The organism is Bradyrhizobium diazoefficiens USDA 110, assembly GCF_000011365.1.
Taxonomy (GTDB): domain Bacteria; phylum Pseudomonadota; class Alphaproteobacteria; order Rhizobiales; family Xanthobacteraceae; genus Bradyrhizobium; species Bradyrhizobium diazoefficiens.
Genome location: NC_004463.1, coordinates 5,032,015 through 5,052,558, shown reverse-complemented (window position 1 = coordinate 5,052,558; position 20,544 = coordinate 5,032,015). Strand labels below are relative to the sequence as shown.

At 64.9% G+C, this 20,544-nt stretch carries 19 protein-coding genes and 1 pseudogene; 12 read left to right on the top strand and 8 right to left on the bottom strand.

Annotation, left to right across the window (positions count from 1 at the left end; translation table 11 throughout):
* Positions 1-97: 97 nt before the first annotated feature.
* The 5 genes and pseudogenes from BJA_RS22820 to BJA_RS22800 all read right to left on the bottom strand — a co-directional run bounded on the left by BJA_RS22820 (position 98) and on the right by BJA_RS22800 (position 5,567).
* Entirely contained in the window at positions 98-1,087 is a 990-nt protein-coding gene (locus BJA_RS22820) for a hydroxyacid dehydrogenase (RefSeq protein WP_011087329.1), read from the bottom strand.
* 34 nt (positions 1,088-1,121) lie between these two features.
* Complete coding sequence (locus BJA_RS22815) at positions 1,122-2,222, bottom strand: ABC transporter ATP-binding protein (RefSeq protein WP_011087328.1); 1,101 nt, start codon at positions 2,220-2,222, stop codon at positions 1,122-1,124.
* Positions 2,223-2,228: 6 nt separating this feature from the next.
* Entirely contained in the window at positions 2,229-3,140 is a 912-nt protein-coding gene (locus BJA_RS22810; RefSeq protein WP_011087327.1) for a carbohydrate ABC transporter permease, read from the bottom strand.
* A pseudogene (locus BJA_RS22805) lies at positions 3,140-4,080 on the bottom strand (carbohydrate ABC transporter permease). The gene BJA_RS22810 and the pseudogene BJA_RS22805 overlap by 1 nt, the downstream one beginning before the upstream one ends.
* A 146-nt stretch (positions 4,081-4,226) precedes the next feature.
* Positions 4,227-5,567, bottom strand: coding sequence for an ABC transporter substrate-binding protein (locus tag BJA_RS22800; RefSeq protein WP_011087324.1), 1,341 nt, complete (start codon positions 5,565-5,567; stop codon positions 4,227-4,229).
* Between the two features lie 515 nt (positions 5,568-6,082).
* Here BJA_RS22800 and BJA_RS22795 point away from each other — a divergent pair.
* Both BJA_RS22795 and BJA_RS22790 read left to right on the top strand, forming a co-directional pair.
* A complete protein-coding gene (locus BJA_RS22795) occupies positions 6,083-6,880 on the top strand; it encodes a Spy/CpxP family protein refolding chaperone (RefSeq protein ID WP_038967430.1) in 798 nt (265 codons plus the stop codon).
* 111 nt (positions 6,881-6,991) lie between these two features.
* Positions 6,992-7,369 carry a response regulator gene (locus BJA_RS22790; RefSeq protein WP_011087322.1) on the top strand — a complete coding sequence of 126 codons (378 nt, stop codon included), beginning with the start codon at positions 6,992-6,994 and terminating at the stop codon, positions 7,367-7,369.
* Between the two features lie 105 nt (positions 7,370-7,474).
* Here the strand turns inward: BJA_RS22790 and BJA_RS42390 are convergent, their stop codons facing one another.
* From BJA_RS42390 to glk, 3 genes are all read right to left on the bottom strand, one after another.
* Positions 7,475-7,630, bottom strand: a complete 156-nt coding sequence (locus BJA_RS42390) for a hypothetical protein (RefSeq protein WP_165448160.1) — start codon at positions 7,628-7,630, stop codon at positions 7,475-7,477.
* Positions 7,631-7,775: 145 nt separating this feature from the next.
* Entirely contained in the window at positions 7,776-7,979 is a 204-nt protein-coding gene (locus BJA_RS22785) for a hypothetical protein (RefSeq protein WP_038967431.1), read from the bottom strand.
* A 148-nt stretch (positions 7,980-8,127) separates the two neighbouring features.
* The gene (glk, locus tag BJA_RS22780; protein WP_011087321.1) at positions 8,128-9,114 is read right to left on the bottom strand and encodes a glucokinase; all 987 of its coding nucleotides are present in this window, start codon (positions 9,112-9,114) and stop codon (positions 8,128-8,130) included.
* Positions 9,115-9,366: 252 nt separating this feature from the next.
* On the opposite strand from glk, the gene pncA reads away from it, so the two are divergent.
* The 10 genes from pncA to BJA_RS22730 all read left to right on the top strand — a co-directional run bounded on the left by pncA (position 9,367) and on the right by BJA_RS22730 (position 20,534).
* Entirely contained in the window at positions 9,367-10,011 is a 645-nt protein-coding gene (pncA, locus tag BJA_RS22775; protein WP_011087320.1) for a bifunctional nicotinamidase/pyrazinamidase, read from the top strand.
* A 16-nt stretch (positions 10,012-10,027) separates the two neighbouring features.
* Positions 10,028-11,143: an alpha/beta fold hydrolase gene (locus BJA_RS22770; protein ID WP_011087319.1), complete on the top strand. Its 1,116-nt coding sequence runs from the start codon at positions 10,028-10,030 to the stop codon at positions 11,141-11,143.
* Positions 11,144-11,278: 135 nt separating this feature from the next.
* A complete protein-coding gene (locus BJA_RS22765; protein WP_011087318.1) occupies positions 11,279-13,312 on the top strand; it encodes an NAD(+) synthase in 2,034 nt (677 codons plus the stop codon).
* Between the two features lie 38 nt (positions 13,313-13,350).
* Complete coding sequence (locus tag BJA_RS22760) at positions 13,351-13,734, top strand: GrlR family regulatory protein (protein ID WP_038967432.1); 384 nt, start codon at positions 13,351-13,353, stop codon at positions 13,732-13,734.
* Positions 13,735-14,194: 460 nt separating this feature from the next.
* Positions 14,195-15,010, top strand: coding sequence for a sugar phosphate isomerase/epimerase family protein (locus tag BJA_RS22755; protein WP_011087316.1), 816 nt, complete (start codon positions 14,195-14,197; stop codon positions 15,008-15,010).
* A gap of 30 nt (positions 15,011-15,040) precedes the next feature.
* Complete coding sequence (locus tag BJA_RS22750; RefSeq protein WP_011087315.1) at positions 15,041-16,678, top strand: ABC transporter substrate-binding protein; 1,638 nt, start codon at positions 15,041-15,043, stop codon at positions 16,676-16,678.
* Between the two features lies 1 nt (position 16,679).
* Positions 16,680-17,663, top strand: a complete 984-nt coding sequence (locus tag BJA_RS22745; protein WP_011087314.1) for an ABC transporter ATP-binding protein — start codon at positions 16,680-16,682, stop codon at positions 17,661-17,663.
* On the top strand, positions 17,660-18,646 hold the full coding sequence (locus tag BJA_RS22740; RefSeq protein ID WP_011087313.1) for an ABC transporter ATP-binding protein: 987 nt from the start codon (positions 17,660-17,662) through the stop codon (positions 18,644-18,646). The genes BJA_RS22745 and BJA_RS22740 overlap by 4 nt, the downstream gene beginning before the upstream one ends.
* Positions 18,646-19,575 carry an ABC transporter permease gene (locus tag BJA_RS22735; protein ID WP_038967433.1) on the top strand — a complete coding sequence of 310 codons (930 nt, stop codon included), beginning with the start codon at positions 18,646-18,648 and terminating at the stop codon, positions 19,573-19,575. The genes BJA_RS22740 and BJA_RS22735 overlap by 1 nt, the downstream gene beginning before the upstream one ends.
* The gene (locus BJA_RS22730) at positions 19,572-20,534 is read left to right on the top strand and encodes an ABC transporter permease (protein WP_011087311.1); all 963 of its coding nucleotides are present in this window, start codon (positions 19,572-19,574) and stop codon (positions 20,532-20,534) included. The genes BJA_RS22735 and BJA_RS22730 overlap by 4 nt, the downstream gene beginning before the upstream one ends.
* Positions 20,535-20,544 lie beyond the last annotated feature (10 nt).

Here is a 20,544-nt window from a genome sequence, read left to right as displayed (position 1 = left end):
TTTGATTAAGGCTGAGTTGGGGCTCGATCTGCACCAAAATGGGACGCATTCTGGCGTTCCGAAGGCGGGCGGATGGGCCGCCCGCCTTGCGGTTTGGTCAGCCCAGCACGTCCTGATTGATGATGTTCTGCCGGATAGGATCGCCGTCCAGCACGCTCAGGATGTTGCGCGCGGTCTGTTCGCTCATGCGGCTCACCGCCTCGACCGTGACGCCCGCGACATGCGGGGCCATGATGACGTTGGGCAGCGCGAACAGCGCGTTGCTGACCGGCGGCGGCTCCACCTCGAACACGTCGATGCCGGCGCCGGCGAGCTTTCCGGACGTGAGCGCGTCGTACAGCGCCGCTTCCTTCACGATGCCGCCGCGTGCGGTATTGATGAGATAGGATTTCGGCTTCATCCGGCCGATCCGGGCCGCGTCAAACAGGCCGACCGTTTCCGGCGTCTTCGGACAATGAATGGTGACGAAGTCGGCATGGGGCAACGCAGCGTCGAGATCGGCGACGGGCTCGTAGCCGGCGGCCTTGATCTCGGCGGCGGGCTTGTAGGGATCGTAGACCTGTACCCTCATTTCCATCGCCAGGCAGCGCTTGGCGGTGCGGGTGCCGATGCGGCCGAAGCCGATGATCAGCACGGTCTTGCCGTAGAGATCGAACGGCAGCATGCCGAGACGGTCGGCCCATTTGCCGTCCTTGACGCAGGAATGCATCTCCTGCGCGCGTTTTGCCAGTGTCAGCATCATGAACAGCGCCTGCTCGGCGACCGAGGGCGAATTCGCGCTGCCGGCGACCATCAGCGGCACCTTGCGGCGGGAGAGGGCGGGCACGTCAACCGCGTCGTAGCCGACGCCGATCCGCGTCACCACCTTCATGTCCTTCGAGGCCTCAAGCTCGGTCTCGCCGAACGCGGTGGCGCCGAGCGCCACGCCATGAACCGGGGCATGGCTCTTCAACAGCGCCTGAAAATCCTTCGCCGAGATCAGGTTCGCAAATTCCACGAGCTCGATATCGTCTCGCTGGGTGAGGAGGGTGCGGGCCCCTTGCGACAAAGTTTGTGTAACGAAAATCTTCTTCTTGTTGGTCGCCATCGCTCCCCGCCTGCTCGCATTTCTTGGACCTGCGTCACAACACGACGCCGGTGTCTTCGTTTAGCAGGTGCATATTGTTGAGGTCCATCGCCAAACGCATGGGTGCCCCGTCCTTGGCGCCGGCATTGGGATCGACGCGGCCGCAGACCGGCGTGCCCTCGAGGCCGAAATAGACCAGGGTCTCCATACCCATCGGCTCGGTGACGTCGAGCACGGTGTCGAAGCTCTCAACGCCCGGCCCCAGATGCGCATGCGCCTCGGTGAGATGCTCGGGCCGGAGACCGAGCAGCAGCTTGTCGGTGCGCGGCAGCGCGTTGTAGCGCGCGGCGCGGGCCGGCGGCAGCGCAAAGGCGATGCGATCGGTGAGGCGGATCTGGAGCGTGCCGCCGACGTCCTCCAGCCGGCACGGGATGAAGTTCATCGCCGGCGAGCCGATGAAGCCCGCGACGAAGCGTGTCGCCGGCTTGTGGTAGAGCTCGTTCGGCGTGCCGATCTGCTCGATGCGTCCCTTGTTCATCACCACCACGCGATCGGCCAGCGTCATCGCCTCGACCTGGTCGTGGGTGACGTAGACCGTGGTGGTGCGCACCTTCTGGTGCACCTTCTTGATCTCGATCCGCATCTGCACGCGCAGCTTGGCATCGAGGTTGGACAGCGGCTCGTCGAACAGGAAGACCTTTGGATTGCGCACGATGGCGCGCCCCATCGCGACGCGCTGGCGCTGGCCGCCGGAGAGCTGCTTCGGCTTGCGGTCGATCAGGTCGGTGATGTCGAGGAGCCGTGCGGCTTCCGTCACCCGCGCCTTGATCTCGGCCTTGGGATAGTGCTTCAGGCGCAGCCCGAACGACATGTTCTCGGCGACCGTCATGTGCGGGTAGAGCGCATAGTTCTGGAACACCATCGCGATGTCGCGGTCCTTCGGCGGCACGTCGTTGACGACGTCGCCGCCGATCATGATGTCGCCGTCGCTGATGTCCTCGAGACCTGCGATCATGCGCAGCGTCGTCGACTTGCCGCAGCCCGAGGGGCCCACCAGCACGATGAACTCATGGTCGGCGATATCGAGGTCGATGCCGCGCACGGCTTCGACATCATCGTAACGCTTGACGACCTTACGCAATGCAACGTCAGCCATGAGACATCAACCCTTTGTCGCGCCGGCGGTCAGGCCGGCAATGTAGTAGTCCATCAGGAAGGCGTAGATGACCAGCGGCGGCGCTGCACCGAGCAGCGCGCCGGTCATGATCTGCCCCCAGTTGAAGACGTCGCCCTTGATCAGCGTGGTGGTGATGCCGACCGGCAGCACGAGCTGATCAATCGACGTGGTGAACACCAGGGGATAGAGGAACTGCGCCCAGGACACCGTGAAGGCGAAGATCGTGGCGGCGATCAGCCCGGGCAGGGCCACGGGAATGAATATCCGTGTCAGGGTCTGGAGCCAGGAGGCGCCGTCGATGAGGGCGGCCTCATCGAGCTCCTTCGGGATCGAGGCGAAATAGCCGATCATGATCCAGGTGCAGAACGGCACGGTCAGTGTCGGATAGATGAACACCAGCACGTACCATCGGTTGAGCAGGGGGATGCCGGTGAACTCCTGGACCACCGCGAGCATCTTGAACAGGGGGATGAACAGAAGGCTGTCCGGGATGAGATAGGTGAGGAACACACCGGTCGCGAGTGTCGCCGAGCCCCAGAACTTCATCCGCGCGAGCGCGAACGCCGCCGGGATGCTGATCAGCATCGTGACGATCACGACCACGATCGAGATGATCGACGAGTTCCAGAAGAAGCGCAGGAACTGGTTCGAGGTCAGGAGCTCGACATAGTTCGCCAATGTCGGGTGAAAGACCCACCAGGGATTGGTTGCCGCCGAGATCTCCGCGCTGCTCTTGAGGGAGGTGATCAGCATGTAGACCGGCGGCGTCAGGAAGAAGATCGCAAACAGCACCAGGAAGAAGTAGGACCAGCGTAGCGCCCAGGTGCGGTCCCGGCTCATGCTTCCGAGTTTGACCTTGCGGCTTGGTCCGGCCTTGTCGATTGCCAGTGTGCTCATCAGGCTTCGTTCCCGCGTTTGGAGACATCGCGCAGGATGAAGACCGCTGCGACGGCGAGGATCGGCACCATGAACAACGAGACGCAGGCGCCGAGTGGAATGTCGCTGCTCTGGATGCCGACCTGGAACGCCCAGGTGGCGAACAGATGCGTCTGATCGAGCGGGCCGCCGGAGGTGAGGATGCGCACGATGTCGAAATTGGCGAAGGTGACGATCAGCGAGAACAGCGTCGTGATCGCGATGATGTTGCGCATCATCGGCAGCGTGATGAACCAGATGCGCTGCCACCAGTTCGCGCCGTCGATGGCCGCAGCCTCATAGAGCTGGTCGGGGACCGATTTCAGCGCGGCGAGGTACATGATCAGGAAGAACGGCGCGCCGTACCAGACGTTGACGAGGATGACGGAGAAGCGCGCCCAGAAGGCGTCACCGAGCCAGGGATCGGACCGACGCCGAAGAAGGACAGTGTGTAGTTGAAGGCGCTGTAGGAGGGATCGAACAGCCAGAGCCAGGCCAGCGTGCTCATTGCCGGCGGGATGACCCAGGGCACCAGCAGCATGCCGCGCCATTTGCGCTGCTTCTTGCCCGGAATGTTGTGGACGAAATGCGCGACGATGAAGCCGATCAGCGCCTTGAAGATCACGGCGGTGATCGCAAATATGCAGGACTGCTTCACCACCATCCAGAACGTCTCGCGTTTGAACAGGAAGGTGAAATTGCTGAGGCCCACGAATTTCGTCATCGCCTTGTTCAGCGTCGCCAGGTAGAGCGAATAGAAGGCGGGGTAGAGCACGAACAGTGCGATCAGAAGGATCAGCGGCAGCGTCAGGAAGAACGCCACGGTCGATTTCCGACCCATTACATTGCGCAGGCTCGCGTTCTTTTTGCGCGGGCTCCCGGCACGAGCGAGGCGACCTTGCTCAACGACGACATCGGCCATGGGTCAAACTTTCTGGTCAGGCTTTCTTGCGAAAGATTCAACGGTGAAGCCGGCGACCGGTCGGCTTCATTGGCTTGCGGACGGAGCGAGAGCGCGCCCCGGCGGCTCACACCCGAAGGCATGAACCGCCACGGCACACACCCGGCTCAGGTCCGCATGAAGCCCTCGCACTCGCCCTCGGCCCAGGCGAGCGCCGTTTCCAACTTCTCTCCTTGCGCAAAGCGCAGCGCCATCTTGGTCAGCGTGGCCTGGAAGTAGATCTGCTGCGCGATCTTCGGCGGCGCCGGCGATGCGGCGATTGACAGCGTCTGGTGGTTGTACGGGTTCGGGTAGTGATAGAGCGTGCCCTTCGGCGGTCCGACCTCGGCCCAGGTCTTGAACGTCGTCATGTTGGCATAGGCCGGCAGGTCATAGCCGCCGCTCGCCACGACGAACTTTTCGATCGCCGCGGGCGAGGACAGATGGGTAAGCAGACTCTTGGCCGCCTCCTTGTTCTTGCCGAAGCTCCAGACGCCCCAGAAATAGGGCAGGTACGGGGCAAAGCGTCCTTTCGGACCCGCCGGGAAGCCGTGCGTCCAGCACTGCTCGGCGACTTGCGGTGCGTCGCGCTTGGCGACCGCCCAGGCGCTCGGCGGGTTCAGGATCATCGCCCCGCGGCCCGAGATCAGCCATTTGTTGTTGGACGCATCATCCCAGGAGGGCGCGTCCGTCGGCAGCACGGCGATCAGCTTCTTGTAGAATTCGAGCGCCTGCCGCACCGCGTCGGTCTTGACCGTGACATCGCCCTTGGCATTGACGAGCTCGGCGCCGAAGGACTGGAAGATCGCGCCGGCTGTATCGACGCTGTCGGTGGTCTCGCCGAGACCGATGCCGAACGGGAAGCCGGCCTTCTGGCAAGCTTCCGCAGCCTTCAAGAACGTCTCCATCGTCCAGTTGTCGGCCTTCGGCGGACTGCCTGCCGGGTACATCTCCTGCACGTCGATGCCCGCATGCTTCTTCATCAGGTCGATGCGCGAGCAAGGGCCCTTGATCTGGCTGCCCGGTGTCGCTGGGATCGCGAGCCATTTGCCGCCCGACTGGCCTAGATATTTGACGGTGCCGTTCACCTCGCCATTCTGCTTGATGAGCGGCTCCATGACGTCGTTGAGCGGCTCGAGATTCTCCGAATAGGCGTGCGGCCACCAGCTCGGCATCTGAAGTATGTCGTGACCGGACTTGGCCTGGGCTTCGGCCGCCGCAGTCAGCTCGATCTTCTTGTTGTTGCTGGTGATGTAGTCGATCGAGACCTCGACCTTCTCCTTCGCGGCCCATTCATTGACGAGAGCCGTGGAGGCGTCGTTGGCGCCGGGTACCCAATGGTCCCAGAAGCCGATCGAGAGCTTGCCGGCGGCATAAGCGCCTCTGACATAGGGCGCCGTGATCAGCGCCGCGGAGGACATTGCAGTGGCAGCCACAAATTGACGTCGCGTCAGTGTCTTGCGTGACATCTCGTTTCCTCGCTTGGATGTTTTATTGTTCTGGCGTTTCCTCTTAACTCTTCCGAGTTTTGCTCTTGATTTTCTTGTTGGCGTTTCTTGTTGGAATTCTCGTTGAACGTTTCTTGTTGGTGCCGTCAGCTCCGATTGCAATCACGCGAGGCGCGGCAAATTGGTAGCGCGATCAGATCATGATTGATCGCGTCTGTCGAGAAAGGCCGAATGGCGATCGTCTAGAACTAACGTTGTGCCCGACGGCGCGGCGGCGCCCGCGGTGCGGTGCGCCGGACCTGCGCCGTGGCTGCTCCTTTTGCGACGCACACGGTGCGCGAACCGGCCTGGAACGATCCGTGCGCAATTACGCCGCAGTTTCGAATAAGCCTGCATAACCGCTTCGCGTGAAAGACTTTTCGGGCGTGGACAGCAATTGGCTGCGTCTGGACCTTGAAGCGGCGGAAACGATAGTGTTGCAACCAGCGGGCGGCTTCCACCCGGATAGGCCAATCAGTTCGACGATGGAGACGAGAATGATCAACCCGGCGCCGCCAGCGCGGCTTTACCTGCGACGATGGCTCGCGCTGGGGTCCGTGCTCGCGCTGCTGCTCGGCGCAGCCGCAGTCGCGAACGCTCAAGGATTGGTCAAAGGCGTTCAGGAGGGGGCGGCAGCCGGGAACAAGGCGGCCGGTCCGGTCGGTGGCGTGCTCGGCGGTGCGATCGGCGGCGTGGTTGGCGTTTTCACCGGCGTTCTCGGCGTCGGCAACAATGGCAACCAGGCGCCGGCCGCCAAGGACGCTAACAAGGACGCGGCCAAGGATGCCAAGCAGCAGCAGGGCGCCGGCAAGGACAAGGATGCCAAGAGCGCCAAGGCGGGCAAGGGGGCCAAGGCGAGCAAGGAAGCAAAGAACGCGCCGCAGGACACCAAGGACAACAAGGATGTCACGGTCCTCACCCAGACCGGCGCGCCGCAACAGTCGGCCGAACAGATCGTCGCCAACAGCGATTCCTACATCGAGCGGATCAAAACCGAACTGAATCTCACGCCTGATCAGGAGAAGCACTGGTACGGGTTCTCCAGCGCCATGCACTACCTGGGGCATAATGGCGCGGAGCGGCTCAACCTGCGGGTTGCGCGCGCCAAGCGGGATCCGCCCGACGACATCATCGAGCAGATGCGCAACGAGGCGCAGTTCCTGATCGACCGGGCGGCCGACCAGCGCAATGTCGCCGACGCCGCCGAACCGCTCTATTCGAGCCTCGACGACAAGCAGAAGCAGGTCTTCATCCAGGAGATGGTACGCCTCAGCCACGAGCGCGGGCTGGATTGATCAAGTTGAATCGGATCGCCAGCGTACGAATTAACGGCGCCCGCCACGAATTCGTGAATCCTTTCCGCAATTCGGGTATGATTAGCTTCGCAAGCTGACTGCGGGGTTGATATGGCGGACGGACTCTCCGTTTTCCTGGTCGAAGACGAGGCGTTGATCCGGATGATGATGGCCGACATGGTGGAGGAGCTCGGCCACCATGTCGTCGCGGAAGCGGACAATGTCCGGGACGCGAGCGCCTTTGCGATGACCGCGCAATACGATCTCGCGATCCTCGACATCAACCTCATGGGGCTCTACGTCGATCCCGTCGCCGACCTGATCGAGCGCCGCGGCAAGCCGTTTCTGTTCGCCACCGGCTACGGGCCGGAACTCCTGCCGTCGCTGCTCCGCCGCAGGCCCATCCTGCGCAAGCCGATTTCGATCGACCAGCTCAAGGCGATGATCGATTCGATGTTTCCGGAAACCACGGCGAAGGCGCCGCACTGAGCGACGGTGAGGGCACCGCGCTGAGCGACGGCGCCGCGTTGGGATCGCCAACGAAAATGGCCGCCCGTCGGGGGCGGCCATGCAACGAAGGAATTCGTCGGGTTCTCAAATCAGGCCGGCGGTGAGGTCGATGCCGTGCGCCATCAGGCCGAACGAGGCGACGAGGCCCGTGCAGCAGAACAGCAAGATGGTCTTGAACGAAGAATCGGCGAAACGCGTTTCGACGGCGGCCGGCATCGCGGCGAGCGAAATCATGCTCATGTTCATTCCCCCCTGTGTTGACCCCTGAATTGCATCAGGTGAGGGAACTCTTAGAGCAAAAAGTTTGACGCGAGATTGCGAGGGATCGTTAACGGAATCGCAATCGGCTCGCGGATTCGCGCCTCCCGGCGCGGGATTGCAGGTCTCAGCCGCGACCGTTCCTCAGCACCGTGGCGATCGTATGGGCGGTCATGGCGGCCCGATCCGAGGCGCGCTGGGCGGCCAGCCGGTCTCGCGCCTTTTCCTCGATCAGGAGCTCGATCAGCGCCAGCCGTTTGTCCTCGTCGTCCGCCTCGGTCAGCAGGCGGTGATAACGGTGATAGTCGAAGCCCAGATCCGGTTTACGCATGTCACGCCCCCGCAACTACGCCGCGCACTCCGCGGGATTGTTTCCCATGGGAAACAATCGGGCAAGCACGATCCTGCGTGGAACCCCGCTTTGGATGCAATCAGCTGTGAATTAGTTAACGGACCGGACGGTCTCGGCCGGCCGCACTTCAATCAGGATTGTGGTCGGCGAACATCTTCAGCCCGACGAAGCTGGCATCGGGCTTCGTGACGAGCCGGGTCGGGATGTTGCGCAAATAGTCCTGGAAGCGCCCCTTGGCTTCGAAGCGCGCGCGGAACGCGGAGGCCGCAAGGAACTCCGGGAAGCGCGGCACGATCCCGCCGGCGATATAGACGCCGCCGCGGGCACCGAAGGTCACCGCGAGGTTGCCCGCGACCGAGCCCAGGGTGGCGCAGAACATCTCCAGCGTCGCGCGGCTGACCGGGCAGCTGCCATCCAGGGCCGCCTTGGTGATGGCGGCCGCGTCGCGGTGCGGCACCTGGACGCCGTCGATCTCCGCGAGTGCCTCGTAGAGGCTTTGCAAGCCGGAGCCCGACAGCGCGCCGCGCTCGATGGAGACATGGCCGAAACGTCGGCGCAAGGACGCGATCACGCGTTCCTCGCGCTCGTTCTCTGCCGGCAACGTCGCGTGGCCAGCCTCGGTGACGACGGCCAGCCGCGCCCCATAGCGCTCAACCAGACAGGAGACGCCAAAGCCGGTTCCGGGCCCGACCACCAGCAACGGTTCTCCGGGGAGGCCATCTTGTCCGCCGAGCGGGATCAGATCGGCGGACCGCAAGGCGGGCAGGGACCAGGCGACCACCTCGAAATCGTTGAGCACATGGACGCTGTCGAAGCCGAGCGTTGGCTGGAGCTCGTTGCCGTCGATGACCCAGGGGCTGTTGGTCATGACGCAGCGGTTGTTGGTGACGGGGCCTGCGACGGCCAGCACGGCTCGTTGGGGCGGTTCGCCGCCGGCCCGGCGCGCCAGCACGTCGACAATGGCTTCCTGGACGGTCGGGAAGTCGGCGACCTTCACATAGTCGATCGATCCGGTCTGGTCGCCGTTGCCCGGTTCGCTTTGGCTCAGCGCAAAGCGCGCATTGGTGCCGCCGATATCGGCGAGAAGAATTTTTCCTGTCTTGCCGATACTCATGACCCTTTGGTCGCCGCGGCCTTGCCGGCCTTCGGGAACCTTTGCCTCCGCTCCTGATCCGATCCGCAGTTTGCGGACGGTTTGAGAATCCTCGCTTGATTGTGCCTAGTCAACACGGACGAGGCCAAACCGTTGCATCCTGGAGACGATCCTTGGCCGCCAGCGCGATATGGCCACACGCGATCGGCGGTTGCGAAGCCGCACCGGAAGATCGACATTGGAGGGAGCGTTCGGCGCCGGCGGAGCCGGCAAATGGAATGGGGCCTTGCGATGAAGATTTCCGACCGCGACGTGCTGCTGGTGATCGACGTGCAGAACGACTTCTGCACCGGCGGGGCACTGGCCGTGCCCGGCGGCGAGAAAGTCGTGCCAGCCATCAACCGTATCGCCCAAAAATTCGCCAATGTGGTGCTGACCCAGGACTGGCATCCGAGCGACCACGTCTCCTTCGCGGTGAATCATGCGGGCAAGCAGCCGTTCCAGACCATCGAGCTGGACTACGGCAGCCAGGTGCTCTGGCCGACGCATTGCGTGCAGGGCACGGCGGGCGCCGAATTCCATGGGGAGCTGGACGTCACCCGGGCGAGCCTGGTGGTGCGCAAGGGTTTTCGGCGCGGCATCGATTCCTATTCTGCGCTGTTCGAGAACGACCACAGGACGCCGACGGGCCTGCTCGGGTATTTGCGCGAGCGCGAGTTGAAGACCGTCTTCGTCGCGGGGCTCGCGCTCGACTTCTGCGTCCGCTTTTCGGCAGAGGACGCCCGCAAGGCCGGGTGCGAGGTCGTGGTGATCGAGGATGCCTGCCGTGGCATCGACCTCGACGGTTCTGTGGCTGCAGCCCATCGGAGTTTTGTCGAGCTCAGCATTTCCGTGATCAGCTTCGAGGCATTCCTGTGAGAATCGCGAGATAGCCATGGCGGCGAAGACAGGCAAACAGCCGGGCGGGCCGGACCATGTCCCTGGCGATCCGCTGCTGTGGCCGTTTGCGGCGGCGCGGCTCGCCATGGACGCCTGGTTCGGATGGATGGAGCGCGGGCCGGACGAGCCTGCCGACAGCAGCCTGCCGTGGACGACGCCCAACACGGTCGCGCTGGAGCTTGCGACCATGCACCTGCGCGATTGCACGAAGGACCGGTCCGGCCAGCCGGCGCTGGTCTGCGCACCCTATGCGCTGCATCGGGCCCTGATCGCCGACTTCGCGCCCGGCCACAGCGTGGTGCAGTCGCTGCAGAATGGCGGCATCGACCGGGTCTATCTCACCGACTGGCGCTCGGCCACCCCTGACATGCGCTATCTCTCGATCGACAGCTATCTTGCCGATCTCAACGTCGCCATCGACGAGATCGGCGTCCCGGTCGATCTCGTCGGCCTGTGCCAGGGTGGCTGGCTGTCGCTGCTCTATGCGGCGCGCTTTCCGGCCAAGGTGCGGCGGTTGGTCCTGGTCGGCGCTCCGGTCGACCTGTCGATCGATTCCTCGCTATCCAGGCTCGCCCGCAACGCGCCGGAGATGGTCTACGACCAGCTCGTCGCGCGTGGCGGAGGCAATGTCAGTGGCGAGGAGATGCTGCGCTTCTGGTCAAGGACGCCAAGCCGCGAGGATATCGCAGCCGCCTTGCAAGTGGGCCTATCCGACGAGGAAGGCGGGGCACTGCTCGCGCGTTTCGACCAGTGGAACGTGGAGACGCTCGATCTGCCGGGCACTTACTATCTCGAGATCGTCAACCGGATTTTCCGGGAGAACCAGATTGCCGGCGGCAACTTCGTGGCGCTCGGCCGCGCGATTGATCTGAAGGACGTCAAGGCGCCGATCTTCCTGCTGGCCGGGCTCGACGACGAAGTGGTGCCGGTGACGCAGGCGCTCGCCACCGCCGGCCTTGTCGGCACGCCGCCAGCCTTCATTGCGGCGGCCTCCGAGCCGAGCAATCACCTCGGCCTGTTCATGGGTGCGCGGACCCACGCGCATGCCTGGCCCCGGATCGCCCAGTGGCTGCGCGACGATCTGACCGGCGTCCTGGCCCGCAGCGCCTGAGCTCGCCGGCCAGAGCGAGGCGCAAATCCGTTATGCATGATGGCGAATGGCCTGCACGGAGCCGGATCGATGAGCTACATAGGCTGGAGCTGACGGCTGCGGCCGGCCGGAAAGAGATTAAAGGTACTGCGCTCGATGACTTTCCACTCGATCTACGCCCACGGATTTGCGCGCGTGGCGGCCTGCGTGACCACCTCCCACGTCGCCGATCCCTCGGCCAATGCCAAGGCCATCCTGGCGGCCGCCAATGCCTGCCACGAACAGTCGGCGGCGGTTGCCGTGTTTCCCGAGCTGTGCCTGTCCGGCTATGCGATCGAAGACCTGGTCAAGCAGGATCCGCTGCTCGACGCCGTCGAGCGCGGTCTCGCGGCCATCGTCGAGGCCTCCGATGCATTGATGACCGTCCTGATCGTCGGCGCGCCGCTGCGCTTTGGTCATCGCATCTACAATTGCGCCGTCGTCATTCATCGCGGCAACGTCCTCGGCGTGGTGCCGAAGAGTTACCTGCCGACCTACCGTGAGTTCTACGAGGGGCGGCATTTCGCCTCCGGCGCCGGCATCGCCGGAGAGACGATCGTCTTCGGCGGGCTGCATGCACCGTTCGGCGTCGATCTGCTGTTCGCGGCCGAGGACGTGCCGGGCCTCACCATCGGCGTCGAGATCTGCGAGGACATGTGGATCCCGGTGACCCCGGCCTCGGAGCTCGCGCTCGCAGGCGCCAGCGTGCTGATAAACCTCTCGGGCAGCCCGATCACGATCGGCCGGGCGCGCTCGCGCGCACTGCTGTGCCAATCGACCTCGGCGCGCTGCCTCGCGGCCTACGTCTATTCCGCCGCAGGGGCAGGGGAATCGACCACTGATCTGGCCTGGGATGGCCAGACCTCGATCTACGAGAACGGCGTGCTGCTGGCCGAGGGCGAGCGGTTCCGCCAGGGCGGCCAGATCACGTTCGCCGACGTCGATCTCGACCTGCTCAGGCAGGAACGCGCCTTGATGGGGACGTTCGACGACAACCGCCGGCAGCGCGAGGCGTTCTTCCGCAAGGTGACGTTCGCGTTGAAGCCGCCGGCCTCCGATATCGGCTTCCTGCGCAAGGTCGAGCGCTTTCCGTTCGTGCCGAGCGACGAGAGCCTGCTCGAGCAGGACTGCTACGAGGCCTACAACATCCAGGTCGCCGGCCTCGTGCAGCGCATGCGCGCGACCGGCACCAAGCGCGTCGTCATCGGCGTCTCGGGCGGGCTCGATTCCACCCACGCGCTGATCGTCGCCGCCAAGGCCGTCGACCTGCTCGGCCTGCCGCGTGAAAACATCCTCGCCTACACGATGCCGGGATTTGCCACCGGCAGCGAGAGCAAGACCAATGCGCTGGCGCTGATGAAGTCCTTGCAGACGAATTGGCAGGAACTCGACATCCGCACCACTGCAACCCAGATGCTGAAGGATATCGGCCATCCCTTCGGCAAGGGCGAGAAGGTCTACGACGTCACCTTCGAGAACGTGCAGGCGGGTCTGCGCACGGACTATCTGTTCCGCCTCGCCAACCACCACGGCGGCATCGTCATCGGAACCGGCGATCTCTCCGAGCTCGCGCTGGGCTGGTGCACCTATGGCGTCGGCGACCAGATGGCGCACTACAATGTCAATGCCGGCGTGCCGAAGACGCTGATTCAGCATCTGATCCGCTGGGTGATCGCCTCGCAGCAGTTCAGCGATGACGTCAACCGGACGCTTGCCTCGATCCTGTCGGCCGAAATCTCGCCCGAGCTGGTTCCGGTCAAGCCCGGCGAGAAACCGCAAAGCACCGAAGCCTCCGTCGGCCCCTACGAGCTCCAGGATTTCAACCTGTTCTATACGCTCCGCTTCGGCATGCGGCCGTCCAAGATCGCTTTCATGGCGCTCCAGGCGTGGAAGGATGTCGCCAAGGGCGAATGGCCGCCAGCGTTCCCGAACGATCGGCGCAAGGCCTACGAGCTTCCCGAGATCCGCCGCTGGCTCGAAGTGTTCCTGCGCCGCTTCTTCGCCTTCAGCCAGTTCAAGCGCTCGGCCATGCCGAACGGCCCGAAGGTTTCGGCCGGCGGCTCGCTGTCGCCGCGCGGCGACTGGCGTGCACCGTCGGATTCGAGCGCAGCGGCATGGCTCGAGGATCTCGACCGGAACGTACCGAACTGAATGACGCGGCGGATCGACATTGCTGGGGAGACGATCTGATGTCGGCCGGGGAAGGCTCAGAAACGGGTGAAGAGGCCAGCGTCGTCAACGGCCTTTACATCTTCGACATCGAAATGCGTGACGGCAAGCGCGGGCAGGCGCGGGGCGTGGTCGTGCTCTGCGACGGACGTATCATGGGTGGTGACAGCTATTTCTACTACACCGGCAGCTACACGTTCCGGAACGGGAAATGGCGTGGCGACATGATCGTCAACCAGCACACAGAAGCGGTCGGCCGGTCTCTCGTGTTCGGAGGCAGGGAGGTCACCTGCGGCTTTTCCGGCGATTATTTCCCCGGTGGCGCGGAAGTCGAGGGAATGGCGCTGGTCGGCAAGATCAGCGTGACGTTCACGGCGCGGCTGACGCTGAAGGATGCGATGTGAGCCGAGGGCGCCAGCCGGAGCTGCTGTGGAGTGGGTCTATGTGGGCCTAGCGATATGCTGGCAGGCTCGCGCTGAAGGAAAGCACGAGGTCCGGAGTGCCTAGGAGTCCGGACCTCGTCACCTTGCCCCAGCCTTCGATCCCCCGCCCCATGTGGTCCCCCAACCCCGTGGTGCGCGATCAGAGGGTGATGCCCTTGGAAGTGGCCGCCGATCGATGTCGCGCGATGTACGCGACATCGGAATAGGATTCCATTCCGGAGCACTACGGACACGATTCAGCTTGCTTCTGCGGCAGACTGCACGTGCCTGCATCGACGCCAGCGCCGCTGCACAACATCGATGCTGGCGACGCGCGGGATGTCCACATCTGCTCGACGCTGCGGAACATCGGTTTCACGGGCCTGTCATTGAACTGGTCTAGCGCTGCTCCCGTCATTGCTGACGGTCAAAGGAGCAAGCCATGTCGAAGCCGGTGTTGGGCGCCGCACTGTCCATCAAATCGATCCCCGCGCATCGCGACTGGCTTCTGGAACGGCAGCGCGATCTCGAGATCCAGGATTTCTTCCGCGCCGATCTCCTCGATAGCGACTGGCGCGCGACCGCCGGCGAGATCAAGCAGATGCTCGCAGGCCATACCGGTCGGCTCGGCATCCACGGGCCGTTCTGGGGTTTCAAGATCGACAGCCACGACCCGATGATCCGCCAGGCGGTGACCAAGCGCCTGCTGCAGGGGCTGGAAGCCGCCGAGTTCCTCGGCGCCACGCAGATGGTGATCCATTCGCCGTTCACGACCTGGGACCACAACAATCTCGATCTTTATCCGGACAATCGCGGCAATCTGGTCGAACGGGTCAGGGCGACCCTCGCCGAAGTGATCGCGCGTGCCGAGACGACCGGCTGCGAGATCGTCATCGAGAACATCGAGGACAAGGATCCGCGCGACCGCGTGCGCCTCGCCAAGGCGCTGGAGAGCGGCAAGGTCCGCGTCTCGCTCGACACCGGCCACGCCAACTACGCCCACATCTCCACCGGCGCGCCGCCGGTCGACTACTATGTCGAGACCGCCGGCGACATGCTGACGCATGTGCATCTCCAGGACACCGACGGCTTTGCCGACCGGCACTGGGCGCCGGGCGAGGGCAACATCCCGTGGGTCGCGGTGTTCCGCGCGCTGGGCCGGCTGACCTCGAACCCGCGGCTGATCCTCGAACTCCGCAAACACGACGACGTCCGCGCCGGCGCAGCCCATCTCGCCGCGCTTGGCCTCGCAGAATAACCGACCTCATCAAGGGCAGGGCCTATCGTCATGAGCAAACTCACCCGTCGCACCATCCTGAAATCCGGCACCGCGGCTGCGGGCACGCTGCTGCTGCCGCGCTTTGCTATCGCGCAAGGCGACAATCGTCCGTCGGTGACGATCGCCGTGCAGAAGGTGACCAACGCGAACGTGCTGGACGTGCTGCGCGAGCAGTCCAATGTCGGCGAGCGCGTGTTCTTCTCCTCGATCTGGGAGGGCCTGATTTCCAAGAACTGGCGCGGCAGCCTCGAGGCCGTGCCGGGCCTTGCGACCGAGTGGCGCCGCATCGACGACCAGACCGTCGAGGTGAAGCTGCGCCAGGGCGTCAAGTTCCACAATGGCGACGAGCTGACGGCGGAGGACGTGGTCTTCTCCTTCAGCCGCGAACGCATGTTCGGCGAGACCGAGGCCAAGAGCCGCTCCACCATCCAGGCCTTCGAGAAGATCCCGACGCCGCGTCCGGGCAAGGAACTGCCGCCCGATGTGCCCGCCGTCGCGCGCCGGATCTGGCCGGACCTCGTGCGCGTCGACGCCGTCGACAAATACACCGTGCGCTTCTACAACGCGACGCCCGACGTCACCATCGAAGGCCGGCTGTCGCGCTACGGCTCCGACATCATGAACCGCCGGGCCTGGGACGAGTCCGCAAGCTATCTCGACTGGGCGCGCAAGCCTGTTACCACCGGGCCCTACCGGGTCGTCGAGCTCAAGCCCGACGTCTCGCTGACGCTGGAAGCACACGATGAATATTGGGGCGGCCGTCCGCCGCTCAAGCGCATCCGCTTCCTCGAAGTCCCTGAAGTCGCGAGCCGCATCAACGGGCTGCTCTCGGGCGAGTACCAGTTCGCTTGCGACATCCCGCCGGACCAGATCGCCGGCATCGAGAAGAATGCGGCGTTCGAAGTGCAGGGCGGCACCATCCTCAATCACCGCCTGACCGTGTTCGACAAGAACCACGCCCAGCTCGCCAATCCGCTGGTGCGGCGCGCCTTTACCCACGCGATCGACCGCCAGGCCATCGTCGACAGCCTGTGGGCCGGCCGCACCCGCGTGCCGAAGGGCCTGCAGTGGGAATTCTACGGCGACATGTTCAATGCCGACTGGAACGTGCCGGCCTATGATCCGAAGCTCGCGCAGGACCTGCTGAAGCAGGCCAACTACAAGGGCGATCCGATCCCGTATCGCCTGCTCAACAACTACTACACCAACCAGGTCGCGACCGCGCAGGTCCTGGTCGAGATGTGGAAGTCGGTCGGCCTCAACGTCCAGATCGAGACCAAGGAGAACTGGTCGCAGATCATGGAACGTGCGCCCACGCGCGCCGTGCGCGACTGGTCGAACTCGGCCGCCTTCAACGATCCCGTCTCCTCGCTGGTCGCCCAGCACGGGCCGAACGGCCAGCAGCAACAGATCGGCGAGTGGACCAACGCCGAGCTGAACACGCTTTCGGAGTTCTTGGAAACCTCGACCGACCGCGCGGCGCGCAAGAAGGCGTTCCGCCGCATGCTGGAGATCGCCGAGCGCGAGGACCCCGCCTACACGGTGCTGCATCAGAACGCGACCTTCACGGCCAAGCCGAAATCGATCAAGTGGAAGGCATCGCCCGCCTTCGCGATGGATTTCCGCGCCGGCAATTTCGAGGCCTGAGGTGTCGCCGCTGGTCAGCATTGAAGGCCTGAGCGTCGCCTTCAACGGCGTGCCGGTGCTGCGTGGCGTCGATCTCACCCTGCGCAAGGGCGAGGCCCTCGGCCTCGTCGGGGAATCCGGCTCCGGCAAGTCGGTGACGTGGCTTGCCGCGCTGGGCCTGCTGCCGCGGCATGCGCGGGTCCTGGGCTCGGTGCGGCTCGACGGGCACGAGCTCCTGGGCGCGCCCGCGGTTGAACTCGATCGGGTCCGGGGCGGGCGGGTCGCCATGATCTTCCAGGATCCGGCGAGCGCGCTCAACCCGGTGCTGACCATCCGCAAGCAGCTCTGCGAGGCCCTGGCGCTGCATCGCGATCTCTCTGGAGAAGCGGTGAAAGCCGAAGCGCGACGGCTGCTCGATCTCGTCGGCATTCCCGACGCAGGCCGGCGGCTGTCCGCCTATCCGCATGAATTCTCCGGCGGTCAGGTGCAGCGCATCATGATCGCGATGGCGCTCGCCGGAAATCCCGACCTGCTGATTGCGGACGAGCCGACCACCGCGCTCGACGCCACCATTCAAGCCCAGATCCTGGAGCTGCTCTCGTCGATCCGCCGCGAGATGAGCATGGCGATGGTCCTGATTAGCCACGACCTCGGCGTCGTCGCCGAGAATTGCGACCGCGTCGCCGTGATGTATGCCGGCCGCATCATCGAGGAGGCGCCGGCCAACCAGCTCTTCGCCGATCCCGTGCATCCCTACGCACAAGGCCTGATCGGCGCGCTGCCGCCGCTCGACGGTCCGCGCCGGCGCCTCACCGCCATTCCCGGCACGGTGCCCGATCCCGCGAGTATGCCTGATGGCTGTGCGTTCGCGCCGCGTTGCGCGTTGGCGGCCGGGCCGTGCGGCCTCGCCGCGCCGAGCCTGGCACCGATCACGAACGACCGCGCGGTCGCGTGCATCCGGGCCGAGGCCTCGCGCCGCGCACTGCTTGGGATCGCCGCCGAATGAGCGCGCCGCTCGTCGAAGTGTCCGCGATCTCGCGCAGCTACAGCATGCGTTCCGGGATGTTCGGCCGGAGCACGGCCGTCCATGCGGTCGATGGCGTCTCGCTGGCCATCCCCAAGGGCGAAACGCTGGGCCTCGTCGGCGAGTCCGGCTCGGGTAAATCCACCACGGGTCGCATCGTGCTCGGCCTCGAGCCGCCCGATCGCGGCGAGGTGCGGTTTGACGGCAAGCCCATGGCAGCGCCTGGCACGCAGGCGTGGCGCGCGCAGCGGGCGCGCATGCAGATGATCTTCCAGGATCCATTGGGAGCGCTGGACCGGCGCTTGCCGGTCGCGACACAGATCCGCGAGCCCTTGGACATTCATGGCCTCGGTACGCCGGGCGAACGCGATGAGCGGGTGCGCGAATTGCTGCAGGCGGTCGAACTGACGCCTGCGCATGGCGCGCGCTATCCCGGCGCACTCTCGGGCGGACAACGCCAGCGCATCGTGCTGGCGCGGGCGTTGGCGACAAAACCTGATTTCCTCGTCTGCGACGAGCCGGTCAGCGCGCTCGATGTCTCGATCCAGGCGCAGGTGGTGAATTTGCTCGCCGATCTTCAGGGACAGCTTGGTCTCACGCTGCTCTTCATCAGCCACGACCTGCGCGTCGTCCGCCAGATCAGCAATATCGTCGCCGTGATGTATCTCGGCCGCATCGTCGAGATCGGCAGCGCCGACGATCTCTTTGCGCGGCCGGAGCATCCCTATACGCAGGCACTCGTCTCGGCCTCGCCGGCGCCGGGCCGCCGCAGCGCGGGCCGCATCGTACTGGCGGGCGATCCGCCGAACCCGGCCGCGCGCCCCCGAGGCTGCGCCTTCCATCCGCGTTGCCCGCGCGCGATCGCGCGCTGCGCGAGCGAGGTGCCGGCGCTCTCGGCCGTCGGCGGTGACAGGCAGGTCGCCTGCCACCTCGTCACGGGCGCCCAAACGCGGGACGCCGCGTGATGGGACGCTATTTCGCCATTCGCATCGGACGCGCGGCGCTGACGATCGTGCTCGTCGTCACCTTCGCCTTCGTCGTGCTGCGGCTGTCAGGCGATCCGGCCCTGATGATTTTGGGACCGGAAGCGCCGCCGGAGGTGATCGCTGCATTCCGCAAGGCGTGGGGGCTGGATGATCCCATCTGGTTCCAGTATCTCGATTACTTCAGCGCCATCGCGCGAGGCGAGCTCGGCCGCTCCATGCGCGACGGCCGTCCCGCGATCCAACTCGTCCTTGAGCGGATCCCCGCAACATTGGCGCTGACGCTGCCGGCGTTCTTCTTCAAGGTCGCGCTCGGCGTTCCCGCCGGCATCTACGCCGCGCTGCATCGCGGCTCTGCGATCGACCGTGCCGTGATGATGACGGCGGTCGCCGGGTTCACCGTGCCGAGTTTTGTCCTTGCGCTGCTGCTCGTGCTCGTCTTCGCCGTGCAGCTGGGCTGGCTGCCGTCGGGCGGGCAGGACAGCTGGCGTCACGCGATCCTGCCGATCGCGACGCTGAGCCTTGGCGGCGCAGCGGTGCTGGCGCGCTTCACCCGCAGCGCGATGCTGGAGGTGCTGGGCCAGCCCTATATCCGTACGGCTTCCGCCAAGGGTGTGCCGTGGCGCAGGGTGGTGACCTCGCATGCGCTGCCAAATGCGGCGATCCCGACCGTCACCATTCTCGGCTTCATGGTGGGAACGCTGATCGCGGGCGCCGTCGTGGTCGAGAGCGTGTTTTCGTGGCCGGGGGTAGGGCGCCTGCTTGTCGTCGCCGTCGCCAACCGCGACCTCGCGGTCGTGCAATGCATCCTGCTGCTGGTTGCGTTGACCATGGTCACGTCGAACCTGGTCGTCGACTTCCTCTACGGCTTCCTCGATCCGCGGCTGCGCGCCAAGGGAGCGCATGCATGACCGACGCGACGCTGAAGGACACCGAAGCGTTTTCAAGCGAAGTGGACACCGGTTCGCGTAGAGAAAACGCGTCAAAACTGGAATCTAGAGCCCCGTTCCGATTTCATCGGAACGGAAAGGGCTCTAGCGTCCGCCGCCGCATCAGCCTGCCGGCGATCCCGGTGTCTGTCGCGCTTGCGGTCACCTGGATCGTCGCGATGCTGGTGATTGCGGCCTTCGCCGAGAAGATCGCGCCCTATGGCTACACCCAGCTCGACCTGCGCAATCGTCTGGCGTCGCCCGGCAATGTCGCGCACTGGCTCGGCACCGACGAGCTTGGCCGCGACGTGCTGTCGCGCCTCCTCGTCTCGATCCGCATCTCGCTCCTGATCGCCTTCGGCGCCACCGCGATCTCGGCGATTGTCGGCACCACGCTCGGCTTTTTCGCCGCGCATTTCCGCGGGACCGTCGAGCAGCTCGTGCTGATGCTGACCGATTTCCAGGCCAGCATGCCCTTCCTGATCATGGCGCTGGCCGTGCTCGCCTTCTTCGGCAATTCGCTGCCGCTGCTGATCGGCCTGATGGGCCTGTTCGGCTGGGAGCGCTACGCCCGCATCGCGCGGGGACTGGCCATCTCCGCCAACGCCCAAGGCTATGCCGCCGCGGTCCGTCAGCTCGGCGCGACGCCGTCGCGGATTTACCTCCGGCACATCCTGCCCAACATCGCCTCGACCCTGATCGTGTCGACGACGCTGGTCTTCCCCGAGGTGATCCTGATGGAGTCGGGCCTGTCCTTCCTCGGCCTCGGCGTGCAGCCGCCGATGACCAGCCTCGGCAACATGGTCGGCTACGGCCGCGAATACCTTACCCGGGCGCCCTGGATCATGCTGGCGCCGGCGACCACCATCGTCGTCACCACGCTGGCGGTCTCCGTGATCGGCGACTGGCTGCGCGACCGGCTCGATCCCACTCTGCAATAGCGCGACTGGC